The sequence below is a fragment of the Streptomyces sp. CGMCC 4.7035 genome (assembly GCF_031583065.1).
GTDB lineage: Bacteria > Actinomycetota > Actinomycetes > Streptomycetales > Streptomycetaceae > Streptomyces > Streptomyces yaanensis.
Genome location: NZ_CP134053.1, coordinates 6,010,901 through 6,029,096 on the forward strand (window position 1 = coordinate 6,010,901; position 18,196 = coordinate 6,029,096).

At 70.4% G+C, this 18,196-nt stretch carries 17 protein-coding genes; 5 read left to right on the plus strand and 12 right to left on the minus strand.

Going from position 1 to position 18,196, the window contains the following annotated elements; all coding sequences use genetic code 11:
- Positions 1-6: 6 nt before the first annotated feature.
- Genes Q2K21_RS26370 through hisD form a run of 7 tightly spaced genes read right to left on the minus strand, consistent with a single transcriptional unit; the run spans position 7 to position 4,980 of the window.
- The gene (locus Q2K21_RS26370; RefSeq protein WP_310775700.1) at positions 7-396 is read right to left on the minus strand and encodes a RidA family protein; all 390 of its coding nucleotides are present in this window, start codon (positions 394-396) and stop codon (positions 7-9) included.
- The gene (priA, locus tag Q2K21_RS26375) at positions 393-1,118 is read right to left on the minus strand and encodes a bifunctional 1-(5-phosphoribosyl)-5-((5-phosphoribosylamino)methylideneamino)imidazole-4-carboxamide isomerase/phosphoribosylanthranilate isomerase PriA (RefSeq protein WP_310775702.1); all 726 of its coding nucleotides are present in this window, start codon (positions 1,116-1,118) and stop codon (positions 393-395) included. The genes Q2K21_RS26370 and priA overlap by 4 nt, the downstream gene beginning before the upstream one ends.
- Positions 1,119-1,121: 3 nt before the next feature.
- On the minus strand, positions 1,122-1,763 hold the full coding sequence (gene hisH, locus Q2K21_RS26380) for an imidazole glycerol phosphate synthase subunit HisH (protein ID WP_310775704.1): 642 nt from the start codon (positions 1,761-1,763) through the stop codon (positions 1,122-1,124).
- Entirely contained in the window at positions 1,760-1,924 is a 165-nt protein-coding gene (locus Q2K21_RS26385; RefSeq protein WP_062710143.1) for a hypothetical protein, read from the minus strand. The genes hisH and Q2K21_RS26385 overlap by 4 nt, the downstream gene beginning before the upstream one ends.
- 4 nt (positions 1,925-1,928) lie before the next feature.
- The gene (gene hisB / locus Q2K21_RS26390) at positions 1,929-2,522 is read right to left on the minus strand and encodes an imidazoleglycerol-phosphate dehydratase HisB (protein WP_310775707.1); all 594 of its coding nucleotides are present in this window, start codon (positions 2,520-2,522) and stop codon (positions 1,929-1,931) included.
- Positions 2,519-3,658, minus strand: a complete 1,140-nt coding sequence (locus Q2K21_RS26395; protein ID WP_310775709.1) for a histidinol-phosphate transaminase — start codon at positions 3,656-3,658, stop codon at positions 2,519-2,521. Before Q2K21_RS26395 ends, hisB begins: the two co-directional genes overlap by 4 nt.
- Positions 3,655-4,980 carry a histidinol dehydrogenase gene (gene hisD / locus Q2K21_RS26400; RefSeq protein ID WP_310775711.1) on the minus strand — a complete coding sequence of 442 codons (1,326 nt, stop codon included), beginning with the start codon at positions 4,978-4,980 and terminating at the stop codon, positions 3,655-3,657. The genes Q2K21_RS26395 and hisD overlap by 4 nt, the downstream gene beginning before the upstream one ends.
- A gap of 466 nt (positions 4,981-5,446) precedes the next feature.
- On the opposite strand from hisD, the gene Q2K21_RS26405 reads away from it, so the two are divergent.
- The 4 genes from Q2K21_RS26405 (at position 5,447) to ybaK (ending at position 9,578) form a co-directional block, all read left to right on the plus strand.
- On the plus strand, positions 5,447-7,027 hold the full coding sequence (locus Q2K21_RS26405; protein ID WP_310775713.1) for an oxidoreductase: 1,581 nt from the start codon (positions 5,447-5,449) through the stop codon (positions 7,025-7,027).
- Positions 7,028-7,187: 160 nt separating this feature from the next.
- Positions 7,188-8,288: a hypothetical protein gene (locus Q2K21_RS26410; RefSeq protein ID WP_310775714.1), complete on the plus strand. Its 1,101-nt coding sequence runs from the start codon at positions 7,188-7,190 to the stop codon at positions 8,286-8,288.
- Between the two features lie 11 nt (positions 8,289-8,299).
- Positions 8,300-9,040: an LON peptidase substrate-binding domain-containing protein gene (locus Q2K21_RS26415; RefSeq protein ID WP_310775716.1), complete on the plus strand. Its 741-nt coding sequence runs from the start codon at positions 8,300-8,302 to the stop codon at positions 9,038-9,040.
- A 34-nt stretch (positions 9,041-9,074) separates the two neighbouring features.
- Positions 9,075-9,578: a Cys-tRNA(Pro) deacylase gene (gene ybaK, locus Q2K21_RS26420; protein WP_310775718.1), complete on the plus strand. Its 504-nt coding sequence runs from the start codon at positions 9,075-9,077 to the stop codon at positions 9,576-9,578.
- 341 nt (positions 9,579-9,919) lie between these two features.
- Here the strand turns inward: ybaK and Q2K21_RS26425 are convergent, their stop codons facing one another.
- The 4 genes from Q2K21_RS26425 to Q2K21_RS26440 form a co-directional block, all read right to left on the minus strand.
- Positions 9,920-10,597, minus strand: a complete 678-nt coding sequence (locus Q2K21_RS26425) for an AAA family ATPase (RefSeq protein WP_310775720.1) — start codon at positions 10,595-10,597, stop codon at positions 9,920-9,922.
- A 34-nt stretch (positions 10,598-10,631) separates the two neighbouring features.
- Positions 10,632-11,450 (minus strand): ABC transporter permease, encoded by an 819-nt coding sequence (locus Q2K21_RS26430; RefSeq protein ID WP_310775722.1) that lies wholly within the window; start codon positions 11,448-11,450, stop codon positions 10,632-10,634.
- A gap of 91 nt (positions 11,451-11,541) precedes the next feature.
- The gene (locus tag Q2K21_RS26435) at positions 11,542-12,513 is read right to left on the minus strand and encodes an ABC transporter ATP-binding protein (protein ID WP_310781259.1); all 972 of its coding nucleotides are present in this window, start codon (positions 12,511-12,513) and stop codon (positions 11,542-11,544) included.
- A gap of 111 nt (positions 12,514-12,624) precedes the next feature.
- Complete coding sequence (locus Q2K21_RS26440) at positions 12,625-13,839, minus strand: NYN domain-containing protein (protein WP_310775723.1); 1,215 nt, start codon at positions 13,837-13,839, stop codon at positions 12,625-12,627.
- A 223-nt stretch (positions 13,840-14,062) separates the two neighbouring features.
- On the opposite strand from Q2K21_RS26440, the gene Q2K21_RS26445 reads away from it, so the two are divergent.
- Positions 14,063-14,239, plus strand: a complete 177-nt coding sequence (locus Q2K21_RS26445; protein WP_310775725.1) for a hypothetical protein — start codon at positions 14,063-14,065, stop codon at positions 14,237-14,239.
- A gap of 128 nt (positions 14,240-14,367) precedes the next feature.
- Here the strand turns inward: Q2K21_RS26445 and dnaE are convergent, their stop codons facing one another.
- On the minus strand, positions 14,368-17,907 hold the full coding sequence (gene dnaE, locus Q2K21_RS26450) for a DNA polymerase III subunit alpha (protein WP_310775727.1): 3,540 nt from the start codon (positions 17,905-17,907) through the stop codon (positions 14,368-14,370).
- Between the last annotated feature and the right edge of the window lie 289 nt (positions 17,908-18,196).

Below are 18,196 nucleotides of genomic sequence, written 5' to 3' on the forward strand. Positions count from 1 at the left end.
CTGCTTCTAGCCTCGGAAGGCTTCCAGTTCCACTTCGACCAGGATGCGCGGGTCGACGAAGCCCTCCACGACCAGCAGGGTCGCCACCGGGCGCACGGAGTCGAAGACCTCCTTGTGGGCCCGGCCCACGGCGTCCACGTCCCGCGCATGGGTCAGGTACATCCGCGTACGGATCACGGACTCGATCCCGAGCCCGAACTCACCGATCGCATCGACGGCGCTGGTGAACGCCACCTTCGCCTGCTCGTACGGGTCGCCCTCCCCGTACAGCACGCTGCCCTTGAAGGCCGACGTACCGGCCACCAGCACACGGTCGCCGGCCGCGACGGCGCGTGCGAAACCGAAAGACTCTTCCCAGGGACTCCCGCTCTGCACGCGCCGCACGGCATCGCTCATGACGACACAGCCTCCAAAGCCTCTTCCAGGGTGAACGCCTTCGCGTACAGCGCCTTCCCGACGATGGCGCCCTCCACACCGAGAGGTACCAGGCCGGCGATGGCACGGAGGTCGTCGAGCGACGACACGCCGCCGGAGGCCACGACCGGACGGTCCGTCGCCGCGCACACGTTCTTCAGCAGCTCCAGGTTCGGGCCCTGGAGGGTGCCGTCCTTCGCGATGTCGGTGACGACGTACCGCGCGCAGCCTTCCTTGTCGAGGCGCTCCAGCGTCTCGTAGAGGTCGCCGCCGTCGCGGGTCCAGCCGCGGCCGCGGAGCGTGGTGCCCCGGACGTCGAGGCCCACCGCGATCTTGTCTCCGTGCTCGGCGATGACCTTGGCGACCCACTCCGGGGTCTCCAGGGCGGCGGTGCCCAGGTTCACGCGCGTGCAGCCGGTGGCCAGGGCGGCGGCCAGGGTGTCGTCGTCCCGGATGCCGCCGGACAGCTCCACCTTGATGTCCATGGCCTTGGTCACCTCGGCGATCAGCGCGCGGTTGTCGCCGGTGCCGAACGCCGCGTCCAGGTCGACCAGGTGCAGCCACTCGGCGCCCGCCCGCTGCCAGGCCAGGGCGGCCTCCAGCGGGGAGCCGTAGGAGGTCTCCGTGCCGGACTCGCCGTGCACGAGGCGGACCGCCTGACCGTCGCGGACGTCGACGGCGGGGAGGAGTTCGAGCTTGGCCATGGTCTACAGGGTTCCGATCCAGTTGGTGAGCAGCTGCGCTCCGGCGTCGCCGGACTTCTCGGGGTGGAACTGCGTGGCCCACAGGGCGCCGTTCTCGACGGCCGCCACGAAGGGCTTGCCGTGCGTCGACCAGGTCACCTTCGGGGCGTGCATCCTTGAGTTGAGCGTCTCCATGGCCCAGTCGTGGACGGCGTAGGAGTGCACGAAGTAGAAGCGCGCGTCCGCGTCCAGACCGGCGAACAGCTCCGAGTCGGCCGGCGCCTCGACGGTATTCCAGCCCATGTGGGGCACGATGTCGGCCTGGAGCGGCTCGACCGAGCCGGGCCACTCGTCGAGGCCCTCGGTCTCCACGCCGTGCTCGATGCCGCGCGCGAACAGGATCTGCATGCCGACGCAGATACCCATCACGGGACGGCCGCCGGCCAGGCGACGCTCGATGATCCAGTCACCGCGCGCTTCCTTCAGGCCGTGCATGCAGGCGGCGAAGGCGCCGACACCCGGCACCAGCAGACCGTCCGCGTTCATGGCCTTGTCGTAGTCGCGGGTGATCTCGACGTCGGCTCCCGTGCGCGCGAGGGCGCGCTCGGCGGAGCGGACGTTGCCGAAGCCGTAGTCGAAGACCACGACCTTCCTGGGACCGCTCAATTCCACACCTCCAACCGGAGGATGCCCGCGACCAGGCACATCGCCGCGCCGATCGAGAGCAGCACGATGAGGCTCCTGGGCATCTGCTGCTTGGCGAAGGAGATGATGCCGCCGACGAGGAAGAGGCCGACGACGATCAGTACGGTGGACAGTCCGTTCATGGCTCTACAGCGCGCCCTTCGTGGAGGGAAGGATGCCGGCCGCGCGCGGGTCGCGCTCGCTCGCGTAGCGCAGTGCCCGCGCCAGCGCCTTGAACTGGCACTCGACGATGTGGTGCGCGTTGCGCCCGTACGGCACGTGCACGTGCAGCGCGATCTGCGCCTGGGCGACGAAGGACTCCAGGATGTGCCGGGTCATCGTGGTGTCGTACTCGCCGATCATCGGCGCCATGTTCTCGGGCTCGGTGTGCACGAGGTACGGGCGGCCCGACAGGTCGACCGTCACCTGGGCGAGCGACTCGTCCAGCGGGACCGTGCAGTTGCCGAAGCGGTAGATGCCCACCTTGTCGCCGAGCGCCTGCTTGAAGGCGGCGCCGAGCGCGAGGGCGGTGTCCTCGATGGTGTGGTGGGAGTCGATGTGGAGATCGCCCTCGGTCTTCACCGTCAGGTCGAACAGACCGTGCCGGCCGAGCTGGTCGAGCATGTGGTCGTAGAAGCCGACGCCCGTCGCGATGTCGGTCCTGCCGGTGCCGTCGAGGTCTATCTCGACGACGACCGACGTCTCCTTGGTGGTGCGCTCCACGCGTCCTACGCGGCTCATGCGCTCTGCTCCTTCGGGGGTGTGGGGGTGTCCCCCACAAAACTCAGTAGTTCACGGACCGCGTCGAGGAACGCGTCGTTCTCCTCCGGGGTTCCGGCGCTGACCCGCAGCCGGCCCGGTACGCCGTTGTCCCGGACCAGGACGCCCCGGTCGAGGATCTTCCGCCAGGCCTCGTGAGCGTCCGGGAAGCGCCCGAACTGCACGAAGTTCGCGTCGGACTCGGTGACCTCGTAGCCGATCGCGCGCAGTTCCGACACCAGCCGGTCCCGCTCCGCCTTGAGCTGCTCGACGTACTTCAGCAGGGTGTCGGTGTGCTCCAGGGCGGCCAGGGCCGTCGCCTGCGTGATCGCCGACAGGTGGTACGGCAGCCGTACGAGCTGGACGGCGTCCACAACCGCCGGGTGCGCGGCGAGATAGCCGAGGCGCAGGCCTGCGGCCCCGAACGCCTTCGACATCGTCCGCGAGACGACGAGATTCGGCCGACCTTCGATGAGCGGCAGCAGCGAGTCGCCGTGGCTGAACTCGATGTACGCCTCGTCCACGACGACCATCGACGGCTTCGCCGCCTGCGCGGCCTCGTACAGGGCGAGGACCGTCTCGGACGGAACCGCGTTGCCGGTGGGGTTGTTGGGAGTGGTGATGAAGACGACGTCGGGTCGGTTCTCGGCGATCGCCTTCTCGGCGGCGGCGAGATCGATGGTGAAATCGTCGTTGCGCGGGCCGGAGATCCAGCCGGTGCCCGTGCCGCGCGAGATGAGCGCGTGCATCGAGTACGACGGCTCGAAGCCGATCGCGGTACGCCCCGGTCCGCCGAAGGTCTGCAGCAGCTGCTGGATGACCTCGTTGGAGCCGTTGGCCGCCCAGACGTTCTCGACGCCGACCTGGTACTTGCCGGTCTTCGTCAGGTACTCGGCGAGCTTGGTGCGCAGTTCCACCGCGTCCCGGTCGGGGTAGCGGTTGAGGTCGCGGGCGGCCTCACGCACCCGCTCGGCGATCCGTTCGACCAGCGGCTCGGGCAGCGGGTACGGGTTCTCGTTGGTGTTCAGCCGTACGGGGACGTCCAGTTGGGGAGCGCCGTAGGGGGTCTTGCCGCGCAGTTCGTCCCGGACGGGGAGATCGTCGATTCCGAAGCTCACTTGCTCTCTGGCACCTTCCAACCGAACCTTGCCTTGATCGCCGCGCCGTGTGCCGGCAGGTCCTCCGCCTCCGCCAGCGTCACCACGTGGTGGGCGACCTCGGCCAGTGCGTCCTTCGTGTAGTCGACGATGTGGATGCCGCGCAGGAAGGACTGGACGGACAGACCCGAGGAGTGGCAGGCGCAGCCCCCGGTCGGCAGTACGTGGTTGGAGCCGGCGGCGTAGTCGCCCAGCGACACCGGCGCCCAGGGGCCGACGAAGATCGCACCGGCGTTGCGTACCCGGTCGGCGACCGCGGCGGCGTCGGCCGTCTGGATCTCCAGGTGCTCCGCGCCGTACGCGTCGACCACCCGGAGGCCCTCGTCGATGCCGTCGACCAGCACGATCGCGGACTGCTTGCCCGCGAGTGCCGGGCGGATCCGGTCCTCGATGTGTTTGGTGGCCCCGACCTGCGGCTCCAGTTCCTTCTCCACCGCGTCCGCGAGCTCGACGGAGTCGGTGACGAGCACGGCGGCCGCCAGCGGGTCGTGCTCGGCCTGGCTGATCAGGTCCGAGGCGACGTGCACCGGGTCGGCGGTCTCGTCCGCGAGGACCGCGATCTCGGTGGGACCGGCCTCGGTGTCGATGCCGATCTTGCCGGTGTAGTAGCGCTTGGCCGCGGCGACCCAGATGTTGCCGGGGCCGGTGACCATATTGGCGGGCGCGCAGGACTCGGTGCCGTGGGCGAACATCGCGACCGCGGTCGCGCCGCCCGCCGCGTACACCTCGTCGACGCCGAGCAGGGCGCAGGCGGCGAGGATCGTCGGGTGCGGCAGTCCCCCGAAGTCGGCCTGGGCCGGGGAGGCGAGGGCGATCGACGCGACGCCGGCCTCCTGCGCGGGCACGACGTTCATGACGACGGACGACGGGTAGACGGACCGTCCGCCCGGGGCATACAGGCCCACGCGCTCGACCGGCACCCACTTCTCGGTGACCGAGCCGCCGGACACGACCTGGGTGGTGTGCGTGGTGCGACGCTGTTCGCGGTGGACGAGGCGGGCGCGGCGGATGGACTCCTCCAGGGCCGCGCGCACGGCGGGGTCGAGCTGCTCCAGCGCGTCGCTGAGCGCCCGGGCGGGGACCCGTACGGATTCCAGCCGCACTCCGTCGAACTTCTCGGCGAAGTCGATCAGCGCCGCGTCGCCCCGATGATGCACGGCTTCGCAGATCGGACGCACCTTCTCGAGGGCGGCCTGAACGTCGAAGTCGGCTCGGGGCAGCAGGTCACGCAGGGCGGGCCCCTCGGGGAGGGCGTCGCCGCGCAGATCGATTCGAGAGATCACGGGGCCAATTCTCTCAGACGGCGATGCCCGGCCGGGCGTCCGTATCAGTGGCTGATACGGAGCGTGGGCGGGCGGACGGTCTCCGTGGCGAGGCGAACCAGTCGGGCGGTGCGCACGGCACCGGGGCAGGGGCGCCGGCCCGAACCGGTCCCGTGGTGCGCACGGCATGGCATCCGCCCGAGCCGCGGCCGGTGGCCCGCGCGGCGGATGGGAGTCGACCCCGGCCGGCCACGCGCGGCACCGGGCCGGACCGCGGGCCCGAACACGTGGGAGCGGCACCCGAGAGCGGACCGGTTCCGCACGGCGGGTAGCGGTCGGCCGGATTCCGCAGGTCCCGGTATGGCCGGATTCCGATAGCCGAAACGGCACCCGGAAGATCACCTTCACCAGTAGCGTTCGACCCGTCACACAGCGGGCATGAACGGTCGTACAAACCCGCGAGTAGTTGGGGGAGGAAGGAAGTGCCGTGACCGAGGGTGCCGGCATCCGCACCGGGGACCTGCCGGACGATCTGACCGCCGCCGAGGCCGGCATGTGGCAGGCCTTCCGCAACGGCAGCGTGTTCGACCTGCGCAGCGGGGACACGACCGTGGACGATCCGCACGGCGGCCACCCCTGGGGCCCCGAGCGCAGCGTGCGCGCGCGGATCGTGGCGTGGCTGCTCCTGGACGGGCCGCCCGCGCTGGCGGGACGGGTGTCCTCGCTGAAGCTGACCGGTGTGCAGATCATGGACACGCTGGATCTCGCGGGCGGCACGATCGTGCCGTACGTGGAGCTGAAGGGCTGCCGGTTCGAGAAGGAGATCCTGCTGCCGGAGGCCCGCTTCACGACCATACGGCTGGTGGACTGCTCGGTGCCTCGCCTGGAGGCCGCGCGGGTGCACACGGAGGGCGATCTGCATCTGCCGCGCTGCCGCTTCCACAACGGCGTACGGCTCACCGACGCGCACATAGGCACGGACCTGCTGCTCAACCAGGCCGTCGTCTACCGGGACCGGCGCGGCTGTTCGATCACCGCGGACGGGATGACGGTCGGACAGGACTTGCAGGCCGAGATGCTGGAGTCGCACGGCGAGCTGAGCCTGCGCGGCGCCAAGGTCGGTGTCTCGCTGAGTCTGCGCGGCGCCCGGCTGACCAACCCCTATACCCGGCTGGCGCTGAACGCCCCTCAGCTGACGGTGGAGCGGACGCTGTATCTGACCCCGGCGGGCGTCGGCAATCCGCTGCTGACCAGCGGCACCACGCCCGCCCGCGGGACGCGGGTGCAGCGGTTCGAGTGCCGGGGCGGAATCCGGCTGGACGACGGACGGTTCGGGGACGCGGTCGACCTGGAGCAGGCCCGGTTCGTCCTCGCCGACGACCAGGAGGTGTCGCTGCGCCGGGTCCAGACGCCCGAGCTGCGCTTCCTGGGCGAGCGGCCCGAACACGGCAGGGTGATCCTGTCGGGCGCGCGGACCGTGAACCTGGTCGACCGCTGGACGAGCTGGCCCGGCCTCGGCAACCTGCACATGGGCGGCTTCACCTACGAGAACCTCGTGCCGCAGGACGCCTTCCCGCTCGCCCGGCGCCTGGAGTGGGTGGCCGCGGCGACCGCCGAGTACAACCCGGAGCCGTACGAGCGGCTGGCGACCGTGCTGCGCAGTTCCGGGGAGGACGAGGACGCGCGCGAGGTGCTGCTCGCCAAGCAGCGGCGGCGCCGCGAGACGTTGCCGTTCGCGGCCAAGCTGTGGGGGTACGCGCAGGACTGGACGGTCGCCTACGGGTACCGGCCCGGCCGGGCGGCGGTGTGGATGGCGGTGTTGTGGGCGGCGGCGTCGATCGCCTTCTCGCACGCGAGCCACCCCCCGGTCGACAAGGACGCGCACCCACCGTGGAATCCCTCGCTGTTCGCCCTGGACCTGCTGTTGCCCGTCATCGACCTCGGCCAGGCGGGCCAGTGGCAGCTGAGGGGCGGCTGGCAGTGGGTGTCGACAGCGGTGATCCTCCTGGGCTGGATCCTGGCGACGACGGTCGCGGCGGGAGCCACGCGGCTGCTGCGACGCGGCTGAGGGCCCCACGGCCACCGACCGGCCCGATGGACGCATAGGGGCCCAACAGCGACCAAACAGGCATCCTTTACCCACTCTTGACTGTTGACCCTACAACCAAAACGGGTTATGGAATCGGGCTGGCGTGTCCCCGACCTGCGGCTTTTCAATGGTCGACACCATGGCACTGATGCGCGCCTTCCTCCGCACTGTCCGGGAGCGCTCCGATGCCCTCGAGGCACCGGGGAAGATCCGGAACCCCTCGCGCCGCGCCGACGGGCTGCCCGCGGACGACGAGGTCCTGCTCGACGCGCCCGACGAGCGCCTCGCCCCCGCGCTGGTCGCGGCGGGTCGCGGCGACTACGGGCCGACGGCCGAGCTGCTCGCGGCCACGCGGGAGGCCGCCGAGTGGGAGGACCGCGACCGGTACGTGGTGCGGCTCGCCGCCTTCGCGCGCTCGCGCGACGAGTGGTTCGCGGACTGGTGCGCCGCCGCTCCGAACGATCCGGACGCCTTGCTGGTCAAGGCGGAGCTGGCGGTGGCCCGCGGCTGGCAGTCCCCGGCCCGCACCGAACTCCTGCGCGAGGTCGGCCCGTTGATCGAGGCGGCGGCCGAGGGCGATCCCCGCGATCCGGTGCCCTGGCGCGTGGCGCTCGACCACGCGCGCGGCACCGACGCGGGCCACGCCGAGTACGAGCGGCTGTGGGGCGAGGCCATACGCCGCTCTCCACACCACTACGGCTGCCATGTCGCGGCTCTCCAGTACCTGTCGGGTGCCTGCCGTGCCCAGTGGGTGAAGACCCCGCACGGCCCCGGTGGCTCCCACGAGGAGTGCCTCGACTTCGCCGAGACCGCCGCGCAGGACTCGCCGCCCGGATCCCTGGTACAGGCGCTGCCGGTACGCGCGGCCTTCAAGTACCTGACGGAGGGCGACGGGGCGGTCGTGGCCCGGGGCCGGCTCGACGCGGCCGCGGACCGGGCGATCGCGTTGTCGTCTCGGTACGCGCCGGCCGACCCGTGGCCCGCGGAGGTCCGCAATCTGCTCACCTTCGTCCTGGTCGCGCTGGAGCGCTGGGAGGACGCGTCGACCCAATTGCGCATGATCGGCCCGTACGCCACGTCGTTCCCCTGGGACCGGGTCTCCGACGACCCGCTGGGCCGGTTCCTGGACGTGCGGAACCGTGTCCGCCTGCGGGTCACCTCGCCGAAACCGCCCCGTTCGGCAAGGCTTCCTCTCCCACGGAGTGAGCACGCCGGCCACGCGACCTTCTGCGACCATTAGGCTTTCCCGTCGTGACCACCGTCCGGCTCCCGCTCTTCCCGCTGAACTCGGTACTGTTCCCGGGGCTCGTGCTCCCGCTGAACGTCTTCGAGGAGCGCTATCGCGCCATGATGCGCGACCTGCTGAAGACCCCCGAGGACGAACCGCGCCGCTTCGCCGTCGTCGCCATCCGCGACGGCCACGAGGTCGCGCCGAGTGCCCCCGGCATGCCGGACCCGACGGCCCAGCCCGCGCGCGGACCCGCGGCGGGCTTCGGGGCCGACCCGGCCAAGACGTTCCACGCGGTGGGCTGCATCGCGGACGCGGCGACGATCCGCGAACGGGCCGACGGCACGTTCGAGGTACTGGCCACGGGCACGACGCGCGTCCGTCTGCTCTCGGTGGACGCGTCGGGCGCGTATCTGACGGCCGAGTTGGAGGAGCTGCCGGAGGAGCCGGGCGACGAGGCGGGCGCGCTCGCCGAGGGGGTGCTGCGGGCCTTCCGGCAGTACCAGAAGCGGCTGGCGGGCGCGCGGGAGCGGTCCCTGTCGACGGGCGCGGAACTGCCGGACGAACCGGCGGTGGTGTCGTACCTGGTGGCGGCCGCGGTGATGCTGGACACGCCGACGAAGCAGCGGCTGCTCCAGGCGCCGGACACTGCCTCCCGCCTGCGTGACGAGCTGAAACTCCTTCGCTCGGAGACGGCGATCATCCGTAGTCTGCCGTCGTTGCCGGCGTCGGAACTGACGCGCGGTCCGACGAGCCTGAACTGACGCGGCACTCGGGGAACGGACGGGAACGGCCGGGATGGCGAAGAAGACGAAGAAGCAGCAACAGCAGGGCGGCACCCCGGCGACGGTGGCGCTGACGACCGCGTGCGTGGACTTCACGGTGCACGCCTACGACCACGACCCCTCGCACCCCTCCTACGGCGAGGAGGCGGCCGAGGCGATGGGGGTCTCCCCCGAGCGGGTCTTCAAGACGCTGGTGGCGGACGTGGACGGCGCGCTGGTGGTCGGGGTGGTTCCGGTGGCGGGCTCGCTGGACCTGAAGGCGCTGGCGACGGCGGTGGGCGGCAAGCGGGCGGCGATGGCGGACCCGACGCTGGCGGAACGTACGACGGGATACGTGCGCGGCGGCATCTCCCCCCTGGGTCAGCGAAAAAAGCTTCGGACGGTCCTGGACGAGTCGGCGTCCTCGCACGCCACGATCTGCGTCTCGGCGGGCCGCAGGGGCCTGGAGGTGGAACTGTCCCCCGAAGACCTCACCAAGCTGACAGAAGCGATCCTGGCGCCGATCGCCCGCGCGTGACCACTCGACGAACGGCCCGTCCTCGGCTAGTACGGAAACATGTCGAAGAGGACACGCAAGCGCAAATGGCGCATGAAGAAGGGCCACGCGAACCACGGCCACCGGCCGGCGTGACCACGTCCTGCAACCACAGCGCCGGAGGGGCTGATCTCTCAGCCCGTCCGGCGTTCGGTTTTTGATCTTTCAGCCCGTCTGGGCCCCTGCTCGAAGAGCTTGGGGGAGTTTGAGGACGAGGCCGTCAAGGCCGAAAGCGGGGGTCTGGGGGCGCAGCCCCCAGGGGCGGGAAGGATAGGGGCGGCGGGGGCGAGAAAACTCTCGGCGCGCCCCGCCGGGCCACCCCCTTACACGGCCGGCGGCGCAGCCGAACCGTACGGATCCGGATCCCGCGGCCCGAACAGCGCCGTCAGCCCGAGGTGAACCACCAACGCGGCCACCGACCACGCCAGCAAAGCCCCCTTCGCCCCCAGCTTCAGCGGCGCGGAGAACGTCACCCCCTTGCCCACGGCCTTCGCATGCGCGATCACGTTCTGCGTGGGCCCCAGCCAGACCCCCACCCGCCAGGCGAGCAGCGACCCCAGCAGTCCGCCCACGGCGAGCGCCACCACCAGCGGCACCCCGCCCCGCTTCCGCAGCAGGAAGACGACCAGCGCACTGACCGCTCCGAACCCGAGCGCGAGCAGCGTGAACGTTCCGTCCACCCCGACGGCCTGCTCCCCCTCGGTGTCCTTCAGGTAGACGACCCAGTTCTTGTCGACCAGATCCCCGACCAGCGGCACGCGCGGCGCCAGCCACGACCACAGCACACCGAGGAGCGCCCCGGCGAGCGCGACGCCCGCCGTGATCACGGCGGCCTCCCGAAGCTCGGTCTTCATTCCGGGCCCGCCGTACCCGTCCACCGACGTGGAACCGTGCGGCGCGGGCCCCATCCCCGGAGGGACGGACACTGCTTGCCACGCGTCGTGCGAAGAGTGCGGCGACTGTTCATGCGGCGGCGGAGGCGGAGTCAACGGAGCGGTCACCTTCACATCCTGCCAGGCGTGTCGGTCAGCCGCGTCACCGGACGGCCGCCCGGCGATACGCCCAGGTAGCCAGGGCCAGCGAGGCCAGCCCGACGACGGCGCACACGCCCAGGTCACCGACGACGGAGGCCCAGTCCGGATGCTCGCCGAAGGTCCGCGCGAACGCCTCGACACCGTATGTGGACGGCAGCAGATCCCGTGCGATCTGCACGACCTCCGGCATCCGGTGGGCCGGCAGCACCCCGAGCAGCAGCGCCGCCGACATGCCCAACTGTCCGAGCAGCGTGGCCAGTTCGGGCCGCGGAGCGAGCAGTCCGAGCGCGGCGCCGAGCCCGGCCAGCGCGGCACCGGCGAGCGGGATCACCGCGGCCAGCACCCACAGATGGGCCAGCGGCAGCCCGAACAGCACACACCCGAAGACGGCGGTCACGACGGTCCCGGGCACCGTGAAGGACGCGTACGCGCCGGCCGCCCCCAGCACCACCGCGGCGGCCGGCGTCGGCAGCGTGGCGTAGTGGTCGAGCCCGCCGCTGCCGCGCAGCTGGCCGAAGTACTGAGCCAGAAGGTTCAACCCGACGTAGGCGACGACCAGCACGGACGACCCGGCGACCACGGACCGTGCGTCGCTCCCGCCGTCCACGACCCCGCGCATCATGATCATGATGCCGATCGACTGGAAGGTCGCCACGAACAGCAGCGGGATCCGCGCGACGCGCGCCCGGGACAGCTGCGCCCGGTACACGGCGGCGAGCGACGGCCACAGCCGCGCCCGCGGCCCGAGGGCGGCCTCGTCCCCGACGCCGCCGTCCGCCGCCACGGCGCCGGGCAGAACCTCGGCGGGTACGACACTCACGTCGCGCTGCTCCTCTTCGCTCCTGCCGCCGCCCCGTCCCCCACGGACGCGACGCCCCTTCCGCTGCATACGGATACGACGACCCGCGCGCTCATGCCTTCACCAGTCCCCGGTTGCTGCCTCCGAGCGCCAGATAGACGTCCTCCAGGCTCGGCGTGGCCAGGGTGAAGTCGTCGAGGGCGGCGAAGGCGGCGCCCCCGGTGACGGTGGCGACGGCCGCGCGTGCCTCCTCGGGGGCCATCCGCAGCGACCAGCGGCGCCCGGACTCGACGGCGCGGGCGCGCAGTGCCGCGACCTCGGGCACGTCCAGCGGGGCCCGTTCGCGCCACACGAGTTCGACGCGCACCTCGCCCGCGACCCGCTCCTTGAGTCCGACCGGGGTGTCACAGGCGATGACGCGGCCCCGGTCGAGGACGGCGACCCGGTCGAGGACGGTCTCGGCCTCGATGACGTTGTGGGTGACCAGCAGGACGGTCGTGCCGCGCTCGGCCCGCCTGCGGTCCACGGCGGCCCAGACGGCCCGCCGCGCGACGGGGTCCATACCGGTGGTCGGCTCGTCGAGCACGAGCAGCGGCCGCTCCCCCACGAGCGCGGCGGCGAAGCAGGCGAGCCGGCGCTGGCCACCAGAGAGCTTCTTGAGCGGCCGCGAGGCGATCGGCGTGAGGTCGAGCTCGTCGAGGACCGCGTCCCTCTCCTCGCGCGCCCGCCGCAGATCGAGCCCGCGCAGCCGACCGGTGGTCTCGGCGGCGAGCGAGACGGTCAGCTCGTCGAGGGCGGTGGACTCCTGTCCGAGGTAGGCGAGGATCCGCGCGGCCCGCTCGGGATGGCGCACGATGTCGTGTCCGAGGATCTCGACGGTGCCGCGGTCGGGCCGCATCAGCCCGGTCAGCTGCCGTACGAGAGTGGACTTCCCGGCGCCGTTCGGCCCGAGCAGCCCGAAGATCTCCCCGCGCCGGATGTCCAGCCGTACGTCATCCGTGGCCCGCACCTCGGGTGTCCCGGGCGTGCCGCGCCGGCTCCGTACCGCCGGATAGGTCTTGGTCAGCCCGCGCACGGCGCACACGACATCGCCACCCTGCGGTTGTGCCTGTGCGGTGCGCGTACTCACAAAGGACGAGGGTACGGGGTGCCGGGCGTCGCGCGGTTCGCGGGGCCCGCCCGGGCCCTCGACGGGTTACTCCCCGGCGGGGGCGTGTTCCGTCGCCGTCCGCTGGTCGATCTCCCGCCAGAACCCCGCCCGGATCGCGTACCGGTCGTGCTCGTCGATCTGGTCGTCCTTGTGGGCGAGCAGCCCGAACCGCGCCGCGTAGCGCAGCAGTTCGCCGTCGATACGGTGCGGCACCCGCGGATACATGGCCGAGAGCTTCTGCAGGTGCGACTGGTCGGCGAGCCGCCCGATCCACCGCCGCGCGAACACCTGCCCCACTTCGTAGGGATCGCCGCCGACGGTGGTGATGTCCTCCTCCCTGTCGGCCCACCTCTGCTCCGCGGTGGTCAGCTGCGCCAGCGTCGGCAGCGAGGCGGCCTCCGGCGACTCGGCCGCGACGGGCCGGTCCACCCAGCCCCTGTCGGAGGACCACCGCAGCGTCGCCCCGGCGGGCTGCTGCACGGTCTGTGTCCCGGGCGCCCGCAGTGCCGCCAGGTCCTTCGGGGTCGGTACGCCCTTGGGCGTCGGCACCCGCTCCTGGCTGCCGTTCTGCGTCGCGGCGGCCGAGACGTGCTCGGGCTCCGCGGCGGGCCGCTCGGTCGCGGCCGTGAGCGCCGACTCGGGCAGCGGGGCCGACAGGATCGCGGCGATCTCCGGCCGCGGCGCCGGCGGGGGCGCGCACACCCCGCCCAGTTCCTTGGCCCGGACGGCCTTGGTGATCCACGCCCGGTCGAGCACGCGGCGCTCGTCGGCCTCGGCGACCAGGTCCTCGGACTGGTTGTAGTCGCCGTCCGCGGCCTGCACCGCCCACAGGTGCACGGCGACCCCGTGCTCCTTCGCGGCCATCATGCCCGGCAGCAGATCACCGTCCCCGGTGACGAGTACGACGTCCGAGCAGGCGCGGTTGCGGGCCAGCTCGGTCAGCTCGGCGTGCATCGCGGCGTCGACGCCCTTCTGCGCCCACCGACCGTCGCTGCGGGTCAGGGCACCCAGGCGCACAGTCACCCGGGGCATCACGCGCAGCCTGCGGTGCTCCGGCTGCGGTACGCGGTCGGGGGCGCCGTCGAACCAGTAGATGCGCAGCAGCGGCCGTTCCGTGTCGGACTCGGCCCGTTCGCGCAGCCCCTGGATGAGGGCGGCGTGGTCGACGGTGATCCGGGACCTCGAGGGCTCCCCGGCGAGCAGGCTGGCGGCAGCCCCGAGCAGATACCCGGCGTCCACCAGGACGATGCAGCGGTCCACGCGATCCACCCTCTTTCCGGGAGGTTTGCTTCGGGCTTCCTTCGAGTCTGCCCGACCGCGGGGAGGTTAACGGCCCGAACTCGATCTTCGGCGTGGCGAAGCACGACATGGCCCCTGTCCAGGCCCGCGTCACCCACGGTAATTGCACGAAATGCGTTCTTTATCAGCCTATGTGAATCTGGTCCCGGCCCTGGCCCCTAGATCCCCCACAGGAGGCATCACCATGGCCAAGAACAAGAACCGTAAGCAGGCCGGCCCGCAGAACCGCTCCTCGCAGGCGGAACACCCGCAGGAGCAGGCGCATAGGTCCGCCACGGAGACGAGTGAGTCTTCGATATCGCAGACCGCGGGCAGCCCTACGGATGTTGCCCGTAAGAAGAAGAGCTTCGGCCACAACTGAAGCCAGTACCGGGGTTCTGAGGCCCGACGGGTTGTAGAGGTCCGACGGGGCTGTTGAAGCCCAGGTACGCATAGAGGGGCGCACCCGCTGCCGGGTGCGCCCCTCGCGTACGTCGTCACTCCGGGCGGTCAGCCCGCCAGGCAGGACGGCCCCAGCAGGACCTTCAGGTCGCCGTAGAGCGCCGGATCCGGCTTGACCCGGTGCCGGTCGAGGCGCAGGACGGTTGTCTTGCGCGGCCCCTGGAGCTTGATCCGCACCTCGCTGTCGCCCTTGTGCTGGCTGAGGATCTCGCCGAGACGGCTCACCATCGGCGGGGTGACCTTCACCGCCGGGATGGTGAGCACCACGGGCGCGTTGGTGCCCGCGTTCGACAGGTCCGGGACCATCAGCTCCATGGCGACCAGCCGCGGCACGTCCTCACGCTTGTCCAGGCGGCCCTTGACGAACACCACGGCGTCCTCGACGAGCTGGGTCGACACCAGCTGGTAGGTCGCGGGGAAGAACATGCACTCGATCGAGCCCGCGAGGTCCTCGACGGTGGCGATCGCCCAGGCGTTGCCCTGCTTGGTCATCTTGCGCTGCAGGCCCGAGATGATGCCGCCGATGGTGACGACCGCGCCGTCCGCGTGCTCACCTCCGGTGAGCTGGGCGATGCCCGCGTCGGCCTTGTCGGACAGGACGTGCTCCAGGCCGAAGAGCGGGTGGTCGGAGACGTACAGACCGAGCATCTCGCGCTCCTGTGCGAGCAGATACGTCTTGTCCCACTCGTCGGTCGTGAACTCGACGTCGAGTCCGAAGCCGGGCTCGTCGTTCTGCTCCTCCCCCATGCCGCCGAAGAGGTCGAACTGGCCCTCGGCCTCCTTGCGCTTGACCGCCACCACGTTGTCGATCATCGGCTCGTACTGCGCGGTGAGGCCCTTGCGGGTGTGCCCCATCGTGTCGAAGGCGCCGGCCTTGATCAGTGATTCGGTGGTGCGCTTGTTGCAGACCACCGCCTCGACCTTGTCGAGGTAGTCCGGGAAGGAGCTGTACTTCCCCTTGGCCTTGCGGGTCTTGATGATCGACTCGACGACGTTCGTGCCGACGTTGCGCACGGCGGAGAGGCCAAAGAGGATCACGTCGTCGCCCTGTGCGGCGAAGTTCGACTCCGACTCGTTGACGTTCGGCGGGAGCACCTTGATGCCCATGCGCCGACACTCGTTCAGGTAGACGGCCGACTTGTCCTTGTCGTCCTTGACCGAGGTCAGGAGGGCGGCCATGTACTCGGCCGGGTGGTTCGCCTTCAGGTACGCGGTCCAGTACGAGACGAGTCCGTACGCGGCCGAGTGGGCCTTGTTGAACGCGTAGCCGGCGAACGGGACCAGTACGTCCCACAGGGCCTGGATCGCCTCGTCGCTGTAGCCGTTCTTCTGGGCGCCGGCCTGGAAGATGGTGAAGTTCTTCGCCAGCTCGTCGGGCTTCTTCTTGCCCATCACGCGGCGGAGGATGTCGGCCTCGCCGAGCGAGTAGCCCGCGATGATCTGGGCGGCCTTCTGCACCTGCTCCTGGTAGACGATCAGGCCGTAGGTGACGTCCAGGACCTCCTTGAGGGGTTCTTCGAGCTCCTTGTGGATCGGCGTGATCTCCTGCAACTTGTTCTTGCGGAGCGCGTAGTTCGTGTGCGAGTCCATGCCCATCGGGCCCGGACGGTAGAGCGCGGAGACGGCGGAGATGTCTTCGAAGTTGTCGGGCTTCATCAGCCGCAGCAGCGAGCGCATGGGACCGCCGTCGAACTGGAAGACGCCGAGGGTGTCGCCGCGCTGGAGCAGTTCGAACGTCTTCGGATCGTCGAGCGGGAGGCTCAGCAGATCGATGTCGATGCCCTTGTTGGACTTCACCATCTTGACGGCGTCGTCCATGATCGTCAGGTTGCGCAGGCCGAGGAAGTCCATCTTCAGCAGGCCGAGCGACTCGCAGCTCGGGTAGTCCCACTGCGTGATGGTCACACCGTCGGTGTGCCGGACCCAGACGGGCACGTGCTCGGTGATGGTCTCGCTGGACATGATCACGCCGGCCGCGTGCACGCCCATCTGCCGAACCAGGCCCTCGACGCCCTTGGCGGTGTCGATGACCTTCTTGACGTCCGGCTCGTTCTCGTACATCGAGCGGATCTCGCCCGCCTCGCTGTAGCGGGGGTGCGAGGGGTCGGTGATGCCGTTCAGGTCGATGCCCTTGCCCAGGACGTCGGCGGGCATCGCCTTGGTGAGGCGGTCGCCCATGGCGTACGGGTAGCCCAGCACCCGCGCGGAGTCCTTGATGGCGTTCTTCGCCTTGATCTTTCCGTACGTGCCGATCATGGCGACCTTGTCGGCGCCGTACTTCTCGGTCACGTACCTGATCACCTCGACGCGCCGACGCTCGTCGAAGTCGATGTCGACATCGGGCATGGAGACGCGCTCGGGGTTGAGGAACCGCTCGAAGATCAGGCCGTGCGGGATCGGGTCGAGGTCGGTGATGCCCATGGCGTACGCGACGATCGAGCCGGCCGCGGAGCCACGGCCCGGGCCGACCGCGATGCCCTGGTTCTTGGCCCACATGATGAAGTCGGCGACGACAAGGAAGTACCCCGGGAACCCCATCTGGATGATGACGTCCATCTCGTACTCGACCTGCTTCTGCCGGTCCTCGGGGATGCCGCCCGGGAAGCGGCGCTCCATGCCCCGGCGGACCTCCTCCTTGAACCAGGTGACCTCGGTGTAGCCCTCGGGGATGTTGAACTTGGGCATGAGGTTCTTCGCCTCGAACATCCCGGTGGTGTCGATCTGCTCGGCCACCAGGAGCGTGTTGCGGCAGCCCTCCTGCCAGGCGTCCGAGGAGTCGATGGCGTACATCTCGTCCGTGGACTTCAGGTAGTAGCCGGTGCCGTCGAACTTGAAGCGGTCCGGGTCGGAGAGGTTCTTGCCGGTCTGGATGCACAGCAGCGCGTCGTGGGCGCCCGCCTCGTGCGCGTACGTGTAGTGCGAGTCGTTCGTGACCAGGGGCGGGATGCCGAGCTTCTTGCCGATGTCCAGGAGGCCGTCGCGGACCCGGCGCTCGATCTCGATGCCGTGGTCCATCAGCTCCAGGAAGTAGCGGTCCTTGCCGAAGATGTCCTGGTAGTCGGCGGCCGCCTTCAGGGCCTCGTCGTACTGGCCGAGGCGCAGCCGGGTCTGGAGCTCGCCGGAGGGACAGCCGGTGGAGGCGATGAGCCCCTCGGACCACTGGGAGATGGTCTCCTTGTCCATCCGGGGCCACTTCTGCAGCCAGCCCTCGGCGTACGCGTCCGAGGAGAGCCGGAAGAGGTTGTGCAGGCCCGTCGCGTTCGCCGCCCAGATCGTCTTGTGCGTGTAACCACCCGAACCGGAGACGTCGTCCTTCTTCTGGTGCGGCTGACCCCACTGGATCTTGCGCTTGTTGCGCCGCGACTCGGGCGCGACATATGCCTCGATACCGATGATCGGGGTGACCCCGGCCTTCTTCGCGGAGTGGAAGAAGTCGTACGCCCCGTGGAGGTTGCCGTGGTCGGACATGGCGATGTGCGTCATGCCCATCTCGTTGCACGCGTTGAACATGTCCTTCAGCCGCGCGGCACCGTCCAGCAGCGAGTACTGGGTGTGTACGTGCAGGTGCGTGAACGGCGGCTTTGACACGGCTTCGGCCTCCAGTTAGGCAGGTGTGGCGCGTAGCGCCTCGTTGAGGGGCGGTGGTCGGGTGACGGGTGGGCAAGCGTCGACGGGGGCCCGACAGGCTGCGGACAGTCTGGGGGACAGCGTCGAAGTCTATGCCTCGGCACTGACACTCGGCCCGATTCACCGCGTACCGTCGTCCGACGACACGCGGATCCGTGTGCTCGCACCTTCGTGCGAGATCCCGGGCACTCCCGCGTACCGTCGTCCGTTGGAACGGGTCGGAGCCATCCGGCCCGGGCGGACGCCATGC

What these genes read in the sequence shown, in the direction of transcription:
- Q2K21_RS26370 (WP_310775700.1), bottom strand. Translation starts at nt 396, where the DNA reads ATGAGCGATGCCGTGCGGCGCGTGCAGAGCGGGAGTCCCTGGGAAGAG.
- priA (WP_310775702.1), bottom strand. Translation starts at nt 1,118, where the DNA reads ATGGCCAAGCTCGAACTCCTCCCCGCCGTCGACGTCCGCGACGGTCAG.
- Q2K21_RS26385 (WP_062710143.1), bottom strand. Translation starts at nt 1,924, where the DNA reads ATGAACGGACTGTCCACCGTACTGATCGTCGTCGGCCTCTTCCTCGTC.
- hisB (WP_310775707.1), bottom strand. Translation starts at nt 2,522, where the DNA reads ATGAGCCGCGTAGGACGCGTGGAGCGCACCACCAAGGAGACGTCGGTC.
- Q2K21_RS26410 (WP_310775714.1), top strand. Translation starts at nt 7,188, where the DNA reads ATGGCACTGATGCGCGCCTTCCTCCGCACTGTCCGGGAGCGCTCCGAT.
- ybaK (WP_310775718.1), top strand. Translation starts at nt 9,075, where the DNA reads ATGGCGAAGAAGACGAAGAAGCAGCAACAGCAGGGCGGCACCCCGGCG.
- Q2K21_RS26445 (WP_310775725.1), top strand. Translation starts at nt 14,063, where the DNA reads ATGGCCAAGAACAAGAACCGTAAGCAGGCCGGCCCGCAGAACCGCTCC.